Source organism: Leifsonia lichenia, from assembly GCF_054780215.1.
This window is the reverse complement of the sequence record NZ_BAAGWT010000007.1, coordinates 39,510-54,861: the sequence shown is the minus strand read 5'-3', so window position 1 is coordinate 54,861 and position 15,352 is coordinate 39,510. Positions and strand designations below refer to the sequence as shown.

At 67.7% G+C, this 15,352-nt stretch carries 13 protein-coding genes and 1 tRNA gene; 7 read left to right on the top strand and 7 right to left on the bottom strand.

Features of this window, described 5'->3' with window-relative positions; genetic code table 11:
- From ACYVGI_RS13080 to ACYVGI_RS13055, 6 genes are all read left to right on the top strand, one after another.
- The coding region (locus ACYVGI_RS13080; protein WP_460633050.1) for an RHS repeat-associated core domain-containing protein at positions 1 to 814 on the top strand (814 nt) is incomplete at its 5' end.
- Between the two features lie 418 nt (positions 815 to 1,232).
- A complete protein-coding gene (locus ACYVGI_RS13075; RefSeq protein ID WP_460633049.1) occupies positions 1,233 to 1,424 on the top strand; it encodes an RHS repeat-associated core domain-containing protein in 192 nt (63 codons plus the stop codon).
- 142 nt (positions 1,425 to 1,566) lie between these two features.
- Positions 1,567 to 2,187, top strand: coding sequence for a hypothetical protein (locus tag ACYVGI_RS13070; RefSeq protein WP_460633048.1), 621 nt, complete (start codon positions 1,567 to 1,569; stop codon positions 2,185 to 2,187).
- A gap of 188 nt (positions 2,188 to 2,375) precedes the next feature.
- Entirely contained in the window at positions 2,376 to 2,783 is a 408-nt protein-coding gene (locus ACYVGI_RS13065) for a hypothetical protein (protein ID WP_460633047.1), read from the top strand.
- A 9-nt stretch (positions 2,784 to 2,792) separates the two neighbouring features.
- Positions 2,793 to 4,763, top strand: coding sequence for a M13 family metallopeptidase (locus ACYVGI_RS13060; RefSeq protein WP_460633046.1), 1,971 nt, complete (start codon positions 2,793 to 2,795; stop codon positions 4,761 to 4,763).
- Positions 4,764 to 4,919: 156 nt separating this feature from the next.
- Entirely contained in the window at positions 4,920 to 5,828 is a 909-nt protein-coding gene (locus tag ACYVGI_RS13055) for a serine hydrolase (RefSeq protein WP_460633045.1), read from the top strand.
- A gap of 72 nt (positions 5,829 to 5,900) precedes the next feature.
- Here the strand turns inward: ACYVGI_RS13055 and ACYVGI_RS13050 are convergent, their stop codons facing one another.
- From ACYVGI_RS13050 to ACYVGI_RS13040, 3 genes are read right to left on the bottom strand one after another with little or no spacing between them, the layout of a single operon-like run.
- Positions 5,901 to 6,962 carry an NAD-dependent epimerase/dehydratase family protein gene (locus ACYVGI_RS13050; RefSeq protein WP_460633044.1) on the bottom strand — a complete coding sequence of 354 codons (1,062 nt, stop codon included), beginning with the start codon at positions 6,960 to 6,962 and terminating at the stop codon, positions 5,901 to 5,903.
- A gap of 20 nt (positions 6,963 to 6,982) precedes the next feature.
- Positions 6,983 to 9,544 carry a bifunctional lysylphosphatidylglycerol flippase/synthetase MprF gene (locus ACYVGI_RS13045; RefSeq protein WP_460633043.1) on the bottom strand — a complete coding sequence of 854 codons (2,562 nt, stop codon included), beginning with the start codon at positions 9,542 to 9,544 and terminating at the stop codon, positions 6,983 to 6,985.
- An 11-nt stretch (positions 9,545 to 9,555) separates the two neighbouring features.
- Entirely contained in the window at positions 9,556 to 10,842 is a 1,287-nt protein-coding gene (locus tag ACYVGI_RS13040) for an alpha/beta hydrolase (RefSeq protein ID WP_460633042.1), read from the bottom strand.
- A gap of 124 nt (positions 10,843 to 10,966) precedes the next feature.
- Between ACYVGI_RS13040 and ACYVGI_RS13035 the strand changes: the two genes are divergently transcribed.
- On the top strand, positions 10,967 to 11,611 hold the full coding sequence (locus tag ACYVGI_RS13035) for a trimeric intracellular cation channel family protein (protein WP_460633041.1): 645 nt from the start codon (positions 10,967 to 10,969) through the stop codon (positions 11,609 to 11,611).
- A gap of 44 nt (positions 11,612 to 11,655) precedes the next feature.
- On the opposite strand, the gene ACYVGI_RS13030 is transcribed toward ACYVGI_RS13035, so the two are convergent.
- From ACYVGI_RS13030 to ACYVGI_RS13015, 4 genes are all read right to left on the bottom strand, one after another.
- Positions 11,656 to 11,730, bottom strand: a tRNA-Gly gene (locus ACYVGI_RS13030).
- A 67-nt stretch (positions 11,731 to 11,797) separates the two neighbouring features.
- Positions 11,798 to 13,186 carry a glycine--tRNA ligase gene (locus ACYVGI_RS13025; RefSeq protein ID WP_460633040.1) on the bottom strand — a complete coding sequence of 463 codons (1,389 nt, stop codon included), beginning with the start codon at positions 13,184 to 13,186 and terminating at the stop codon, positions 11,798 to 11,800.
- Between the two features lie 186 nt (positions 13,187 to 13,372).
- Positions 13,373 to 13,981, bottom strand: coding sequence for a GNAT family N-acetyltransferase (locus ACYVGI_RS13020; RefSeq protein WP_460633039.1), 609 nt, complete (start codon positions 13,979 to 13,981; stop codon positions 13,373 to 13,375).
- A 23-nt stretch (positions 13,982 to 14,004) separates the two neighbouring features.
- Entirely contained in the window at positions 14,005 to 15,306 is a 1,302-nt protein-coding gene (locus tag ACYVGI_RS13015; protein ID WP_460633038.1) for a glutamyl-tRNA reductase, read from the bottom strand.
- Between the last annotated feature and the right edge of the window lie 46 nt (positions 15,307 to 15,352).

Genomic DNA, 15,352 nt, shown 5'->3' with positions numbered 1-15,352 from the left:
GGTGTGGTCGAGTGCGCACGGGTACTTGAATGCGCCGGTGTCGGGGCTGACGGGTTTGACGCAGTTGGGGGCTCGCGCGTACGACCCGGTGTTGGGCCGGTTCGTGTCGGTGGATCCGGTGCTCGCGCCGGACAATCCGCAGCAGAACAACGGGTACTCGTATGCGGCGAACAGTCCGGTGAAGTTGCGCGATCCGGATGGTCGTTGTTCGAACAGTGTGTTCTCGTTGCAGAAGTGCGACGGGAAGTCGGCTGCGGGCGGGAAGCACATCATGCAGCCGTCGCCGGATAAGCCGAGTGCGCCGTCATCGGGGAAGAGCAGTGGGGGCGGTACTAAGTCCGCGCCACCGCGAACGCACGCAGGGCCAAACGCGAACGATTTCAAGGGGATTCGCTCTCAGGTCGACCGGGCAAATCGGTCGGTGTGGATGATGACGGGTGCGTGGGTTACCGGCAAGGGTCCCAAGAAGTTCACATTCGAGGAGGACGATGCGTTCACGAAGGTCTGGAGAAACAGTGACCGCGTGAAAGCGGCCATGGAACTTATGCGGCTCGATATCGTGGGTCAGGGGGCAACGGCTGGCGTCGCCGGCGGATTGAGCTACTCCGTGCCTGCCGAGAACATCTTTAGGGACGCCGCAACTATCGCTAGCGGGGGCACATCCGGGAACTTGCCAGAGGCCTTTGTAAGTTCTTTTGCGAGGGAGTACGAGGTGCTGGAGGTCAAGGCAGGTAGAAGCGCTCAGTCGTTTGGTGGGTTCTACAGCGACATCCGACAGGACATCTGGTGGCGACAGGAAGTGATCCTGCGATGAGGAGCATCCGAAAGTTGCCGAGATGGAGTTGGTTGCTCGTAGCGTTCCTTGCCCTACTGGCAGCAGCGTTGGTGGTCGTCCTTTCAATCGAAAACGGCAAACCCGTACGCGTGGAGTCGCACGACATTGTCGGCTACTGGTCGGATGGAGAGTCCGAAGGAGCGCGGGTGTGGTTCGCGGCAGACGGTTCGGTTCGAATGCTGAATGTGTCGGACCCTTCGGAACGCAAACACAGCGGCAGCGGCAGCTGGATGATCTCCAAGCGTGCTTCGGGGGATGCCATTCTCGTCAGTCTCCCGTCCGGTTCGGTTCATTTCTTCACTGGGAGAGAGGTATTCCAGTTGGTCCTCTATACGTACTCGGGTGACCCTGACGTGCCGGGCTCGAAGCATGTACTGCGCCGTTAACCGGCGGAACTATGAGTGTGACGCAGTTGGGGGTGCGGGCGTACGACCCGGTGTTGGGCCGGTTCGTGTCGGTGGATCCGGTGCTCGCGCCGGACAATCCGCAGCAGAACAACGGGTACTCGTACGCGCACAATAGTCCGGTTGCTAAAAGTGACCCAAGGGGTACATCCCCTGCACGCCGGGCTACACGCCGGACTTCTTGAATATTCCGCAGCAGAGCTTGAGCCACCCGTGGTTGACACGGACGAACTTGGCAGGGGTGTGCGGTTCGGTGGTGACGTTCGTGTCGGGGGATGCGAACCATTCGCAGGATCTGGCGGTTGCTCTTGTTGACGGGAAGGTGTCGTGTCGATGGCATCGATAGATTCGACCGCGGTCAGGCGGTTCGCGTGGCGGTGCCTTGGGGCGCTCGCTCTTGCGCTCTATGTCACAGCAGCGTTGGGCGTCGTATTTGCCCTAATCTCCCAGCAGCTAAGGCCGACGTGGGCGATTGCTGTGTTGCTCGCATCGGGAGCGCTTGGCGCGATCTTCGTCATTTGTGCCATCGCCGCACATGCTGATCAAGTCCAATCTCGAATCGCAAACGTCGGCACGGCAGTCGGGAGCTTCTTCGGTCGCTCCCGGCTGTGGGTTTCGCTACTGTATGGCGCGTTGGGTGCCGCTTCACTCGGAGTCTTCGCCTTCGGTGCGGCGTCGGCCCCGCAGGGTCTCAGCGTCGTTCGAGAAGGAGAGCGCTATCTTGCGCGCATCGATGGGGACACCACGATCGTCTCGATAGCGGAATACGCTCGATTCCACTTCGCGAACGAGATTGCAACGCCCAGCGGAATGGCGATGGCGATTGCACTTGTAGTCTCGGCGCTTTGCTTCGGACTTTCCGCAGATCGCGGGCCGAATGACGTTTACGTCTCCTCCTTAGATGAGATGATGCGCGCAAAGACGAGACGACGCGCGCGCAAACGATAGGAAAGTGTATCCGCGTCAAGATTGGGTTCAGAGTTTCGCCGCGACGGTCGCAGCAGCCGCTACTGAGCTGCGAGACACCAGTAGCTGCGCCGCCGCCCGGCGTGTCGGCGACAGATACTGGCATCTCGTCGGGCGCCTCGCGCGTCGCTGGGCGACGGGGCGCGGCCGGGTGGGATGCTGAAAGCACCATGCGTTTCACCACACCTGCACAGAAGACGCTCGTCGTCGTCGTGCTGCTCGCCGTCAACGCCGGGCTGGTGCTGCTGCTCAACGCTCTGCGCTGGGAGCCTGGCTCCATCGCGCTGTCCATCCTGCAGCTCGCCGGGTGGTATCTCGCCAGTCGCGTGTTCCGCGGGCCGGGTGAGCCGGTCGCTGCTGCGCGGCCGTGGTGGCGCATGACGTCGCGCCCGCTGCTCAGCGGCGTGCTGGGTGCCGGCTACCTGATCATGGCGCTCGTCAACACCGTGCTGTCGATGGTCGGCTACGGCAGCGCGTCGGGCACCGTCTCCGTGCTGGTCGAGCTCGTGCTCGCGGCGCTGTTCCTCACCACGTTCGTCAGGCTCAGGGCTCTCGGCACCGCGCCGCGAACCCCGTAGGCTGGCGGAATGACCCTGACTTCCGGCATCGAAACGTCCGAACTCGATCCCGCCGTCCGGCCGCAGGACGACCTGTTCCGGCACGTGAACGGCAAGTGGATCGACCGCACCGAGATCCCTGGCGACAAGGCGCGCTGGGGCTCCTTCATGATTCTGGCGGAGGAGGCCGAAAAGGCCGTCCGCGAGATCGTCGAGGCAGCCCAGGATGCGCCGGAGGGCACCGAGGAGCGGAAGTTCGGCGACCTGTTCACCAGCTTCATGGACGAGGACCGCATCGAAGCCCTCGGCGCCGAGCCGATCGAGAGCCAGCTCGCGTTCGCGAGTGCGGCAGACAGCATCCCGAGCCTGCTGGAGACCATCGGCAAGCTGGAGCGCCACGGCCTGGCCGGGTTCTACCAGCTCTTCGTCGACAACGACCCTGGCAACCCGGAGCGCTACCTCGTCTTCGTGGAACAGTCCGGCATCTCGCTGCCGGACGAGTCCTACTTCCGCGAGGACACCTTCGCGCCGATCCGCGAGGCGTTCGTCGCCCACATCCAGCGGATGTTCGAGCTGGCCGGGTTCCAGGACGCACCGGAGCGTGCCCAGCGCGTCTTCGACCTGGAGAAGCAGATCGCCGCGCAGCACTGGGACAACGTGACGTCTCGCGACTCGGAGAAGACGTACAACCTGTTCGACTGGGCGGATGCGGCGGCCCTGTTCTCCGGCGACGCGAAAGACGGCGCAGACCTCGGCATCTGGCAGAAGGCGCTCGGCGCACCGGACGGCGCGCTCGCCGAGGTCGTGCTGCGGCAGCCGTCGTTCACCGCGGGTCTCGCCGGTCTCCTCACCGAGGATCGGCTCGAGGCCTGGAAGGACTGGCTGGCCTGGCAGATTATCCACGGCGCAGCCCCGTACCTCTCCGGCGACTTCGTCGAGGCCAACTTCGACTTCTACGGCCGCACCCTCACCGGCACGCCGCAGATGCGCGCCAGGTGGAAGCGTGGCGTCTCCCTGGTGGAGGGTGCGATGGGCGAGGCCGTCGGCCGCAGCTACGTCGAGAAGCACTTCCCGCCCACGGCCAAGCAGGCGATGGATGCGCTGGTAGCCAACCTCATCGAGGCGTACCGCCAGAGCATCCAGACCCTCGAGTGGATGGGCGAGGACACGCGCAACCGCGCCCTCGACAAGCTGGAGAAGTTCACACCGAAGATCGGCTACCCGGTGAAGTGGCGCGACTACTCTGCGCTCACGGTCGACCCGACCGACCTGATCGCCAATGTGCGTGCCACGAGCCTGTTCGAGTTCAATCGCGAGCTGGGCAAGATCGGCAAGCCGCTGGACCGCGACGAGTGGTTCATGACGCCGCAGACCATCAACGCCTACTACAACCCCGGCTTCAACGAGATCGTGTTCCCCGCGGCCATCCTGCAGTTCCCGTTCTTCGACGAGACGCGGGATGCGGCGGCCAACTACGGCGCGATCGGCGCGGTCATCGGGCACGAGATCGGCCACGGCTTCGATGACCAGGGTTCCAAGTTCGACGGCGACGGCCGCCTGCAGGACTGGTGGACCGCGGCAGACAGGGCGGCGTTCGAGGAGCGCACCGGCAGCCTGATCGAGCAGTACAACGCTCTCGCCCCCGCTCAGGTGCCCGACCACCACGTCAACGGCGCCCTCACCATCGGCGAGAACATCGGCGACCTCGGCGGGCTCGGCATCGCGTGGAAGGCGTACCTGCTGTCGCTGAACGGCGAGGAGCCTCCCGTGATCGACGGCCTCACCGGCGCAGAGCGGTTCTTCCTGTCCTGGGCGCAGGCCTGGCAGCAGAAGGGCCGCGACGAGGAGGTCATCCGCCTGCTGGCGATCGACCCGCACTCGCCGAACGAGTTCCGCTGCAACCAGATCGTCCGCAACATCGACGGTTTCTACGACACGTTCGGCGTGTCGGAGGGCGACGCCCTGTGGCTCGCGCCCGAGCAGCGCGTCACCATCTGGTAGTCCAGGCACGATCCCCGCGGAGAGGGTGAGCGACGGCTCTCTCCGCGGGGTAACATCGAGCGTGTTGTGCCAGGGGCGACCCACCCGCCGGCACTCGCGCGGCCCGGGAGGACCGCACCCGAAACACCCGACTCGGACGAAGGACCACCCATCCCCGTGACGATCCAGACCCAGGATTCCGAACGCCGCAGCAGGCACGCTTCGTCTCGTCGTGGACGGCATCGGGGAGCCACTGCCCCAGAGGATTTCAGTCGCGGGTTCGCCGTTCTCGGCCAGCTCGCGCTCGGCGGCGTGCAGGTGTCTGCGCGGGCGACCGACCTGACGACGGGCGCCGTGCTGTTCTCGGTCGACGACCACGTCGTGATGCCGACGGCGAGCATCGGCAAAGTCCTCCTCCTGGTGGAGGTCGCGGCCCGCCTGCAGTCCGGTGAGCTGAGCCCGCTCGCCCTCCTGGACCGTTCTCCGCAGGATGCGGTCGGCAGCTCCGGCATCTGGCAGCACCTCGCCGTCCCCTCTCTTCCTGTGGCCGACCTGGCGGCGCTGGTCGGCGCGACCAGCGACAACCTGGCCACCAACGTCCTGCTCCGCCGCGTCGGCCTGGAGGCCGTCAGCGCGCGCACCGAAGCGCTCGGCCTCACTCGCACCGCGCTGCTCGACCTGGTGCGCGATCACCGCGGCCCCGACGACGCCCCGCAGCTCTCCGTCGGCAGCGCCAACGAGCTCACCTGGCTGTTCTCCGCGCTCGCCCGCGGTGAGATCGTCGACGCGCAGACCAGCCAGCGCGTCATCTCCTGGCTCTCGCTGAACAGCGACTTCTCGCTGGTCTCCAGCGCGTTCGGCCTCGACCCGCACGCGCACCGGAACGCCGAGCACGGCATCCTGCTGGTCAACAAGACCGGGGTCGACCGCGGCGTCCGCAGCGAGGTCGGCGTGCTCCGCGGCCCGCGTGCCGGTGTGACGTACGCGGTATCGATGTACTTCGACGACGCGAGCCTCGCATCCCGCCTCTCGGTCATCGACGGGATGCGCACCGTCGGCGCCGACCTGCTCGAGTACGTCTTCTAGCCGCCCGCATCGAGTGGTCCCGACTCGCCGCGCCGGCACGCACGCGCACGGCAATTCGGGACCACTCGTTCGCTAGCGCGACCCCAGGTACGCGTCCTCCGCCGCGTAGTCGAACCACCCGTCCGCCGCCGCGCGCTCGGCGAGCGTCGGGAACACCGACTCCCAGCCTTCGTCGCGCCGTTCGGCGGCGTGCGCCTCGCGCACCGCCCAGTCGATCGCGGCGCGCACCGAGTCCGCGTACGTCACCGGCGCCCGGTACCCGAGGTCCACCGTGGCGCGCGCCATGCTGAGGACCAGTGGATGCGCGACCGTCCACGGCGTCGAGCCCAGCCCGTCGACGGGCGGGCCGGGGAACCTGACGATCTCCACCTCCCTGTCGAGCGCGTCGAACACGGTGGCGGCGATCTCCGCCACGCTCAGGTTGTCGTCGTCGACCGCGTTCAGGACGCGCGCGCCCGGCTGCTCTGCGCATAGGGCGACGAGCTCGGCGATGTTCACCGTGGACGACGTGCTGAACCGGTTGCTCCCGTCGTCGGAAAGAACGACGACCTCGCGGCGGTCGAGCGCCCGCTTGACGAAGAACCACTCGCGCAGCGCCGGGCTGAACGGCCCGTGGATCGCGCCAGGCCGCAGGATGCTCACCGGCAGGTCGTCCGTGGCGAGCAGTCGCCGCTCCATCGCCGCCTTGAGCGGGGAGTACGTGCGTTTGCGGTTGTCGACGGTGGCGTCGTCTTCGCGCAGCGGGATCGGATAGTCGGGGAAGTCGTCCGGGCCTGTGACGATGTCGAGGTAGCCGCCGTTGCGTCCCGTGTACACCGAGCCGGTCGAGATGACGACGAGTGAGCCGACATCGCCCGCGAGACGCGCGAGCTGGTCGGCGTGCTTCGGCTCGTACGCGACGGTGTCGAGCACCAGGTCGTGGCCGCGCGCCTTGGCGAGGAGCGCATCCGTGTCGTCGCGGTCCAGCCGGATGGTGGTGACGTCGAGGTCGGCGAGTGCCGCATCCCCCGGGTGTGCGCCTCGGTGGGCGACGAGCACCGACCAGCCGTCGGCGGCGAGGCGGCGGGCTGCGGCGGCGCCGATCTGCCCTGTGCCTCCGATGATCATGGCGGTGCGGGTGGTGTCGGCCTGCATGGCACCAACCTACGCCCGCCTCACTTCATCAGCGTCCTGGCGAGCGCGAGGTATTCGCGGGCGTGCGCATCCGGCAGGTACGCCTTGCCGATCGCGCTCCCGATCCCCGGCAGCGCGACAGGGTCGGGGTACGCCATGTAGATCGTCTCGTAGGTCGGGTTGAACTTGCTCTTGAACTTGAACAGCGAGGCGAAGCCGTATGCGGGCTCCAGCGCGCGGCCGAGGAAGCCGAGCAGGCGGTCCATCGTGGTCGGGTCGGCCGGCGCTTCCCCGTCGGAGACCGGCTTCGTGGCGAGCGGAGCCCCGGAGAGGCTGAGCACCTCCACCCCTTCGCCCTGCATCCGGAGGGCAGCGGACGCGATGATGAACTCCATGATCCCCGGGATGGATGCGTCGCCTCTGCGCATGAAGTCGATCGTGTAGCCGACCACCTTCCCGTCTCGGTAGCTGGGCAGCCAGCTCGTGATCGCCTGCAGCCCGCCGTCCGGGTCGAGTGCAAGGTAGAGCGCCACATCCGGGTCCTTCAGCTCGGCGAGTGCGCCGAGGGTGAAGCCCATCTCCGGCAGCTCCTTCTCCGACACCCACTGCTCGCTCATCGCCGTGATCTGGGTGGCGAGGATCGGCGGAAGGTCGTCCCAGGTGGTCCAGAGCGTCGAGATGTTCTCCTTGATCCCGCGGTTGTGCGCCTGCCGCACCTTCTGCCACGGCTTGCCTGCCATGTCGAAGGTCTGCGGATGCATCAGCGTCTCCTCTCCGACAGACATGTACTGCCAGCCGAGGGCGTCGAACACCGGCAGGTATTCGCCGTGCACGCTGTAGAACACCGGCACCCAACTGTTCGCGTCGCAGAACGAGACGAATTCTGCGATCGTCCGCTCAGCGCGCTCCGGCGCGCAGACCGGGTCGGAGAGGGTGATCGCGATGCCGTTGATGACCCGGTACGCGACCGCGGCATCCCGGTCTTCGCTGAACCAGTAGACGTTGCCCGGCCAGGTGCCCATGAAGCCGAGCGTCCCGCCTCCGCCGCGCTTCAGCAGCTCGCGGAAGCGCAGCTCGTCGCCGACCGTGCGTCCCGTGGCCGTCGCCCGGTACAACTGCAGCGTCGCGAGCACGAACACGGCCCAGAACACGGGCCCGACCCACTGGTAGAGGATGCCGACGAACGGCACGGTCGGCACGATCACTGTGCCGGTGATCGATTCGAAACCGGACGGCACGAACCGGCGCAGGGTCGACGCGAACACGTCCCCGATGGTGGCGTCTGGCACGAACTCGGTGAGCGACGCCAGACCGGCGATCAGGTAGGCGACGGCCAGGATCACGAACGAGCTCACGATGATGATGGCGAAGCGGACGATGGCCGCTCGCGGCGCCCTGATCTGGAACTGCCGCCTGGTGATCAGCAGCAGGACGATCGATGCCACGGGCACGACGAACGCGGCGAGCACCCAGAACAGCAGTTCGATCGCGGGCGCGAGGTCTGTGATGTCGTTGGCGTCGATCGTCAGGTTGCCCCCGGGAAGCGCCGTGAACGGCAGGACGATCATCGCGACGTTGACCACGATGCCCAGGATGAGGGCGAACCGGCGTCCGCGCCGCAACCCGATGGCGGTCACGATCAGCAGCACCAGCGGCAGGAAGCTGAGCAGCAGGGGACCGACGCCGTCGACGGAGACGAGGGCGAGGTCGAGGCGGCAGTTCGCGGTGAAGTTCTTGTCGCACTGATCGAGCACGGTCTGCGCGGACACCTGCTGGTGCTCGAACAGTGCGCTGATGAACGAGAACGGGCCGAGCCCGCCTGGCGGGAGCAGGGCGACGAGCGGGCCGAACGCCGTGATCGCGATCAGCGCGGCGACCAGGTTCCTGGTCTCCGCGTGTGAGCTGCGCCGGATGCGCTTCATCGAGCCTGGCCGGAGGATCGTGCCGAGCGCCAGCCCGAGCAGCGCCGCGATCAGGCGGTACACGTTGTTCTGGTCGCCGTTGTACAGCACGAACATCAGCACGACGGCGAAGGTCAGCAGACGGATGCGCCTCCGCCACAGCGCTGAGGCGAACGCGCTCGCAGTGATCAGCGCTCCGATGATCCCGATGGTGGGGTCGAGCGTGAAGTCGAACTCGGTGCTCGTGGCCCAGATCTCCCCGATGGATGCGGCCGCCCACTGCAGCACGACCCCGACCGTGATCCCGACCACCCCGGTCACCAGGAACGCGATCACCGCGCGCAGCGTGCCGATCAGGCGTTCGGAGGCCGCGAACAGCGTGAGCGCGAGGATCACCACGATGATGAGCTGCGCCGGATCCTCCGGCACGAACAGGGCCGTGAACGGCGTCCACCAGAACCCCGACTGGATCGTGGAGGTGACACCGGCCGCCCACACCAGCGAGTCGCCGCCGACGGTCGCGGGCACCCACATCGTGCTGGTGAGGATCGACGTGACGAGCACGATGACCACGAGGGCGATGCTCGCCGGCGCGACGCGCGCGTACCGGCCGACCGCCTGCCAGAACGGCGCTGGAGGCTTCCGCTCGGAAGGCGGCTGCGCATCCGGTGCCGTCTGCCGCTGTGTGTCGGTGATGCTCATCGTCTCCTCCGTCACGGTCTGCTCAACCCGAGGACCGGGTAGAGGATCTGGAAGTCTTTCGTGAGGCCGCCGTCGAGCGCATCCACGACGTGCCCTGCCCCTGGGACGACGTAGTACGTGGTCTTCATGCCCGCCGCTTCGGCCGCCTTGGCGTTGCGCTCGACGCCCGGTACGAAGGTCGGGTCGTTGCCGCCGACCGTGAACACCGCCGTCATCGACGAGTACCGGCCGGGGTTCGCCGCGAGGATCGCGGTGGGCTTGGCCGCGTCGAACGCCGCGGTGCTCCCGCCGAACACCTGCGCGATGGTCTGCTTCTGGATCTCGACGCCCGGATACTCGTCGCCCGAGACGACCAGCAGGTTCCCGTACTGGTCTGGATGCTCCGCCGCGTACTTGAACGCGCACGCCCCGCCGTTCGAGTAGCCGCCGATGGTCCAGGATGCGGGGGACTGCAGCACGTTGAGGTGCGTCCTGATCCACGCGGGGACGTCTTTGGTGATGTACGTCTCTGCTGCGCCGAACGTGCTGGAGTCGGCGCAGGCAGGGTCGCCCTTGGTGCCGATCTGGTCGGCGACGACCACGATGGGCGCCAGCCCCTGGTGCTGCGCCGCGAACTGGTCGAGCACACCGCCGATGTACTCCGGGTCCGGGTTGCCAGGGTAGCCCATCATGAAGATCACCACGGGCAGCCGCGGCGGGTTGTCGACGAGCGCCGCCGGGGGGAGGTAGATGCCGGCCGGGCGGGCGTCGAATCCGCTGGACGGGATCACCTGACTGCCTTGCTTGCCCGTCTTCGGCATGTCGGCCGGCGGTTTCCAGGTTTCGTACAGCGGACGCTTCGGGTCGGGGGACGCCGTGTTCACCGGACGGTCGATGTCGATCTTCTTGGCCGTGCTGATGCCGAACAGCGATCCGAGCGTCGGGTCGAGACCGTAGTACGCGTTGACGCCGAGCGTGCCGGTGATGGCGAAGATCACGATGCCGATCAGGGCGAGCACCTTGCGCCACCAGTGCGACGCCCACAGGTTCACGAGGGCGAGGCCGAGGGCGGCGAACGTCCCCATCAGCCAGAACGCCACCTGCCGGGGGAGCGGTGTGCCGAACACGTCGAGGGCGTTGACGACGAGGAACAGGCCGACCGCCACCACCGCGCCCCCGAGCATCCCGATCAGTGCCGTCAGGATCCACCGCGTCGTCGGCTTCCGGAGGAGCAGGTAGAGGAAGAAGGCAGCACTGGCCACCAGGAGGGTCCAGTAGACCGGCCCGTCGATGATGCGTATCCCCCACAGGAGGTCCATCGCGTCTCCCCGTGCTTCCCTAGGTCGCCTCGCGTCCCTGTGCGTCTCCTCAGGCGCGTGGCACCACACTAGCGGCCGGCCCGGAAATGCAGGTATTGATTCGGGCATCTGCTAGACCAGAGCCATGCAGGCCGAAGCCACCGCATCCCGCCGCTCGACGGGCTCCGTCCTGTTCGACGCCGTGGACATCGCCGCGACCGGCCTGTTCGCGATCGAAGGGGCCACGGCGGGGGCAGCGGCCGGGCTCGACCTCCTCGGCGTGCTCGTGGTCGGCTTCTCCACAGCGCTCGTCGGCGGCGTCATCCGCGACCTGCTGCTGGGGGATGCGCCACCGGCCGCCCTCCGCTCGCCCGTGCGCATCATCGTGGCGCTCGCCGGATCGGTGCTGGCGTTCGTGCTCGCTGCGGCGTCCGTCGACATCCCGGCTGCGATCCTCACGACGCTGGATGCGGCGGCGCTCGCGCTCTTCGCCGTGACCGGAGCGGACAAAGCGCTCAGGCTCGGCTCCAACCTGTGGGTGGTGGTGATGCTCGGCACGATCACCGGTGTCGGCGGCGGCGTGGTCAGGGATGTGCTGCTCAACCGGGTGCCGTTCGTGCTGACCTCGAGCGTCTACGCGACAGCGGCGGCGGCAGGCGCCCTCGTGTTCGGGCTGCTCGGGCGGGCGAGGGTGCCGGCGCTCGCCGCGATGACCGCGGGGTTCACGGTGTGCTTCGTGCTGCGCATCCTGGCCGTGGTGTTCGGCTGGCAGCTCCCGCACCTCGGCTGACGCACGAAAAACCCGCCGTGGCGTGAGCCGCGGCGGGAAGGAGGTGGAGCGAGTGGCAGGAGTTGAACACTGCATCGCCGACCGGGAAGGCCGGCATCCTAACGTTGGAAGACGCTCGCATGTGCTGTTGTGGGGACGACCATAGCAACGGCCGTCCCCACAGCGCAAGCGTTAATTCTGCGCGCTTCAGATCTCCTTGAGGCGCTTGGCCAGGTACTCGTCGAGCTGGTCGATCGGGATGCGCTCCTGCTGCATCGTGTCGCGGTCGCGGACGGTCACGGCGTTGTCCTCGAGCGAGTCGAAGTCGACCGTGACGCAGAGCGGCGTGCCGATCTCGTCCTGGCGGCGGTAGCGGCGGCCGATCGCGCCCGAGTCGTCGAAGTCCACGTTGCGGCGCTTGCGCAGGTGGTCGGCGAGCGAGCGGGCCAGCGGCGACAGGGCCTCGTTGCGGGAGAGCGGGAGCACGGCGACCTTGACGGGCGCGAGGCGCGGGTCGAGGCGCAGCACCGTGCGCTTGTCGGTCTTGCCCTTGGCGTTCGGCACGTCCTCCTCGTCGTACGCGTCGACCAGGAAGGCCATCAGCGCGCGTGTGAGACCGAACGACGGCTCGATCACATACGGGACGTAGCGCTCGTTCTTGTTCTGGTCGAAGTAGCTCAGGTCTTTGCCCGAGTTCTCGATGTGCGTCTTGAGGTCGTAGTCGGTGCGGTTGGCGACACCCATCAGCTCGCCCCACTCGCTGCCGGTGAAGTTGAACTTGTACTCGATGTCGACCGTGCGCTTCGAGTAGTGCGCCAGCTTGTCCTTGGGGTGCTCGAACCAGCGGATGTTCTCGGGCGTCATGCCGAGGTCGATGAACCAGTTCCAGCAGAGGTCCATCCAGGTCTGCTGCCACTCCTCGTCCGTGCCGGGCTCGACGAAGAACTCGATCTCCATCTGCTCGAACTCGCGGGTGCGGAAGATGAAGTTGCCCGGTGTGATCTCGTTGCGGAACGCCTTGCCGATCTGGCCGATGCCGAACGGCGGCTTCTTGCGGGCGGTCTGCAGCACGGCGGCGAAGTCGGTGAAGATGCCCTGCGCCGTCTCCGGGCGCAGGTAGTGCACGCCGGACTCGTCGTCGACGACTCCGAGGTAGGTCTTCATCAGGCCGGAGAACTGGCGGATCTCGGTCCACTGACCGATCTTGTCCGGGTGGTCGGGGTCGGCGATGTCGGCCAGCCCGTTGACGGGCGGGTGGCCGTGCGCGGCCTCGTACGCCTCGAACAGGTGGTCGGCGCGGTAGCGCTTGTGGGTGATGAGCGACTCGGTGAGCGGGTCGCTGAACACCTTGACGTGCCCGGAGGCCTCCCACACGGCGGTCGGCAGGATGACAGCGGAGTCGAGGCCGACCATGTCGCCGCGTCCGCGCACGAAGGTGTTCCACCACTCGCGCTTGATGTTCTCCTTGAGTTCGACGCCGAGGGGGCCGTAGTCCCACGCAGAGCGGGTCCCGCCGTAGATGTCGCCGGAGGGGAACACGAAGCCGCGGTGCTGCGCCAGCGTGATTACCGAATCGAGTCGTGACTGTTCAGCCAATGGTGCTCCCTGTGTCCTGCGAGTCGTGGGTGTCCCACAATCCTACCGACGCGCCGCTGGATGCACCGAGTGGTCCCGAATTGCCGTGCGCCGGGGGGCGCATACGGCAATTCGGGACCACTCAAGTGGATGCGCGGGGCGGGGGCGCGGGGCGCGGGGCGCGACGCGCGCGCAGGCGCGACGCGGTTAGCGGGCGCGGTACTCGGAGTCGAGGAGGGCGTAGATGGCCGTGTCGCCCCACTCGCCCTTGAAGATCTCGTTCTGTCGCAGCAGGGCCTCCTGCCGCATCCCGAGTCGTTCGCAGAGCCGCGCCGACGCCTCGTTGCGCGGGTCGAGCTGCGCGAACACGCGGTGCGCGCCCAGGGTGCCGAAGCAGATCTCCAGCACGCGCTCCGCGGCCTCCGTCGCGTAGCCGCGTCCGTGCACGGCGGGGTGGAACACCCAGCCGATCTCGACCTGCCCGTGCTCTCTGCTCTTGAGGAAGATGCTCATGTCGCCCACCACACGCCCGTGGCCGCCCTCCGGGTCCGGCAGCTCGACGGCGTAGACGAGCCCGTCGCCGTCCTCAGCCAGATGGTTCATCGCGAGGCGCTTCTTGAGGTGCTTGGCCGACTCTTCGTGGTCGTGCACCTCCCAGTAGAGGTAGCGCACCACGTCTTTGCGCTTCTGGTACTCGTGCACATCGTCGAGGTCGCCGGTGTTCAGCGGCCGCAGCAGCAGTCGCTCCGTGCGAAGTTCCTCTGCGGCGTACGGCAGCCCTGTCGCGCCGTGGGGGTCGTCAGCCTCGTCGCTCACGTGTCCTCCTGTTCGGTGGTGGGTCAGGATGCGGCGCTCTCGTCGCCGACCGCGCGCAGGCGCCGCTCGGCGACGGGCCCGATGTCGAGTCCGTAGAGGGCGTTGGCCGCGTCGACGAACGACTGGGCCTCCCCGGTGCGGGCCAGCTCGCGGGCGCGCACGGACGGGGTGTGCAGCAGCACGCCGGCGAGGTGCCGCAGCGCCGCCTCCGTCTGCTCACTGGAGTCGCCGCGTCCGCGGGCGCGCTCGATCTCCGCGTCCAGGATGTCGAAGATGTGGCCGCGCAGCGCGACGAGCGCCGGGGTGACGGCCTGCTCGGCCGACTGCGCCGCGAACTCGGCCGCCGCCTCGCCGACGATGCTCCGCGCATCCTCTGCGGCGTTCAGCTCTTCGAGCGGTGCGTGCCTGCTGATGGTCTCCAGGTCGAGCAGCTCGGCTCCGTGCAGCTCGGCGACGGCAGGGTCGACGTTGCGGGGGAGGCCGAGGTCGATGATGAGGCGGCGCTCGACGGCCTCCGGCCGCAGCAGCGCCTGGGCGAGCTGCGGCTTGGTGAGGATGGGGTCGGTGGCGATGCTGCAGGTGACGACGAGGTCGCTGGAGGCCAGGGCATCCATCAGGTAGCCGGGCTCGACGGGCTCGATGGCGTGCGAGACGGCGAACTTGGCAGCGCGCCCGGACGGGGAGAACACGCGCACGTCCGTCACACCGCGGTCGCGCAGGGCGGCGAGGCTGGCTCCCGCGTACGCGCCCGTGCCGACCAGCAGCACGCGGGTCGCGGCCCAGTTGGTGACGCGGCTCTCGGCGAGGTCGAGCGCCAGGCGCACCATCGAGCGCCCTGCCGTGGTGATGCCGGTGCGGTTCTTGACACCGCGCGACGTGCGGGATGCGCCCTGGAACAGACGTTCCAGCTCGCTGGTGACCGTGCCGGATGCGCGCGCGGCTTCGAGCGAGCGGCGCACCTGACCGGCGATCTCGCCCTCGCCGACGACGACGGATTCGAGTCCGCTCGACACCGCGAACAGGTGCTCGGCCACGCCGTGGTCGCAGATAACTGTGCTGGACGCGCGCAACTCGTCCGCGTCGATGCCGGATGCGGCGCTCACGGCCTCGATGACGGTCTCCGCAGACACGGCGCGGGCGGCGGGAAGCGGCTCGTCGATGTCGAGGTACGCCTCGAACCTGTTGCAGGTGGCCAGGACGACGGACCCGCTGATGACTTCGCTGTGCTCCGCGAGTGCGGCGGTGACGGCCGGAGCGTTTCGCTCGAGCCGTTCCAGAAGGTCGAAGTCCGCGGTGCGATGACTCGACGAGAAGCACAGAAGCACGCCAGAGAGCCTACGCTCGCCGCGGCCGAACCTCGAATCGGCGATC

Coding starts and splice junctions, on each gene's coding strand:
- ACYVGI_RS13045 (WP_460633043.1), bottom strand. CDS start 9,544: ATGAGCATCACCGACACACAGCGGCAGACGGCACCGGATGCGCAGCCG.
- ACYVGI_RS13035 (WP_460633041.1), top strand. CDS start 10,967: ATGCAGGCCGAAGCCACCGCATCCCGCCGCTCGACGGGCTCCGTCCTG.
- ACYVGI_RS13075 (WP_460633049.1), top strand. CDS start 1,233: ATGAGTGTGACGCAGTTGGGGGTGCGGGCGTACGACCCGGTGTTGGGC.
- ACYVGI_RS13060 (WP_460633046.1), top strand. CDS start 2,793: ATGACCCTGACTTCCGGCATCGAAACGTCCGAACTCGATCCCGCCGTC.
- ACYVGI_RS13040 (WP_460633042.1), bottom strand. CDS start 10,842: ATGGACCTCCTGTGGGGGATACGCATCATCGACGGGCCGGTCTACTGG.
- ACYVGI_RS13050 (WP_460633044.1), bottom strand. CDS start 6,962: ATGCAGGCCGACACCACCCGCACCGCCATGATCATCGGAGGCACAGGG.
- ACYVGI_RS13065 (WP_460633047.1), top strand. CDS start 2,376: ATGCGTTTCACCACACCTGCACAGAAGACGCTCGTCGTCGTCGTGCTG.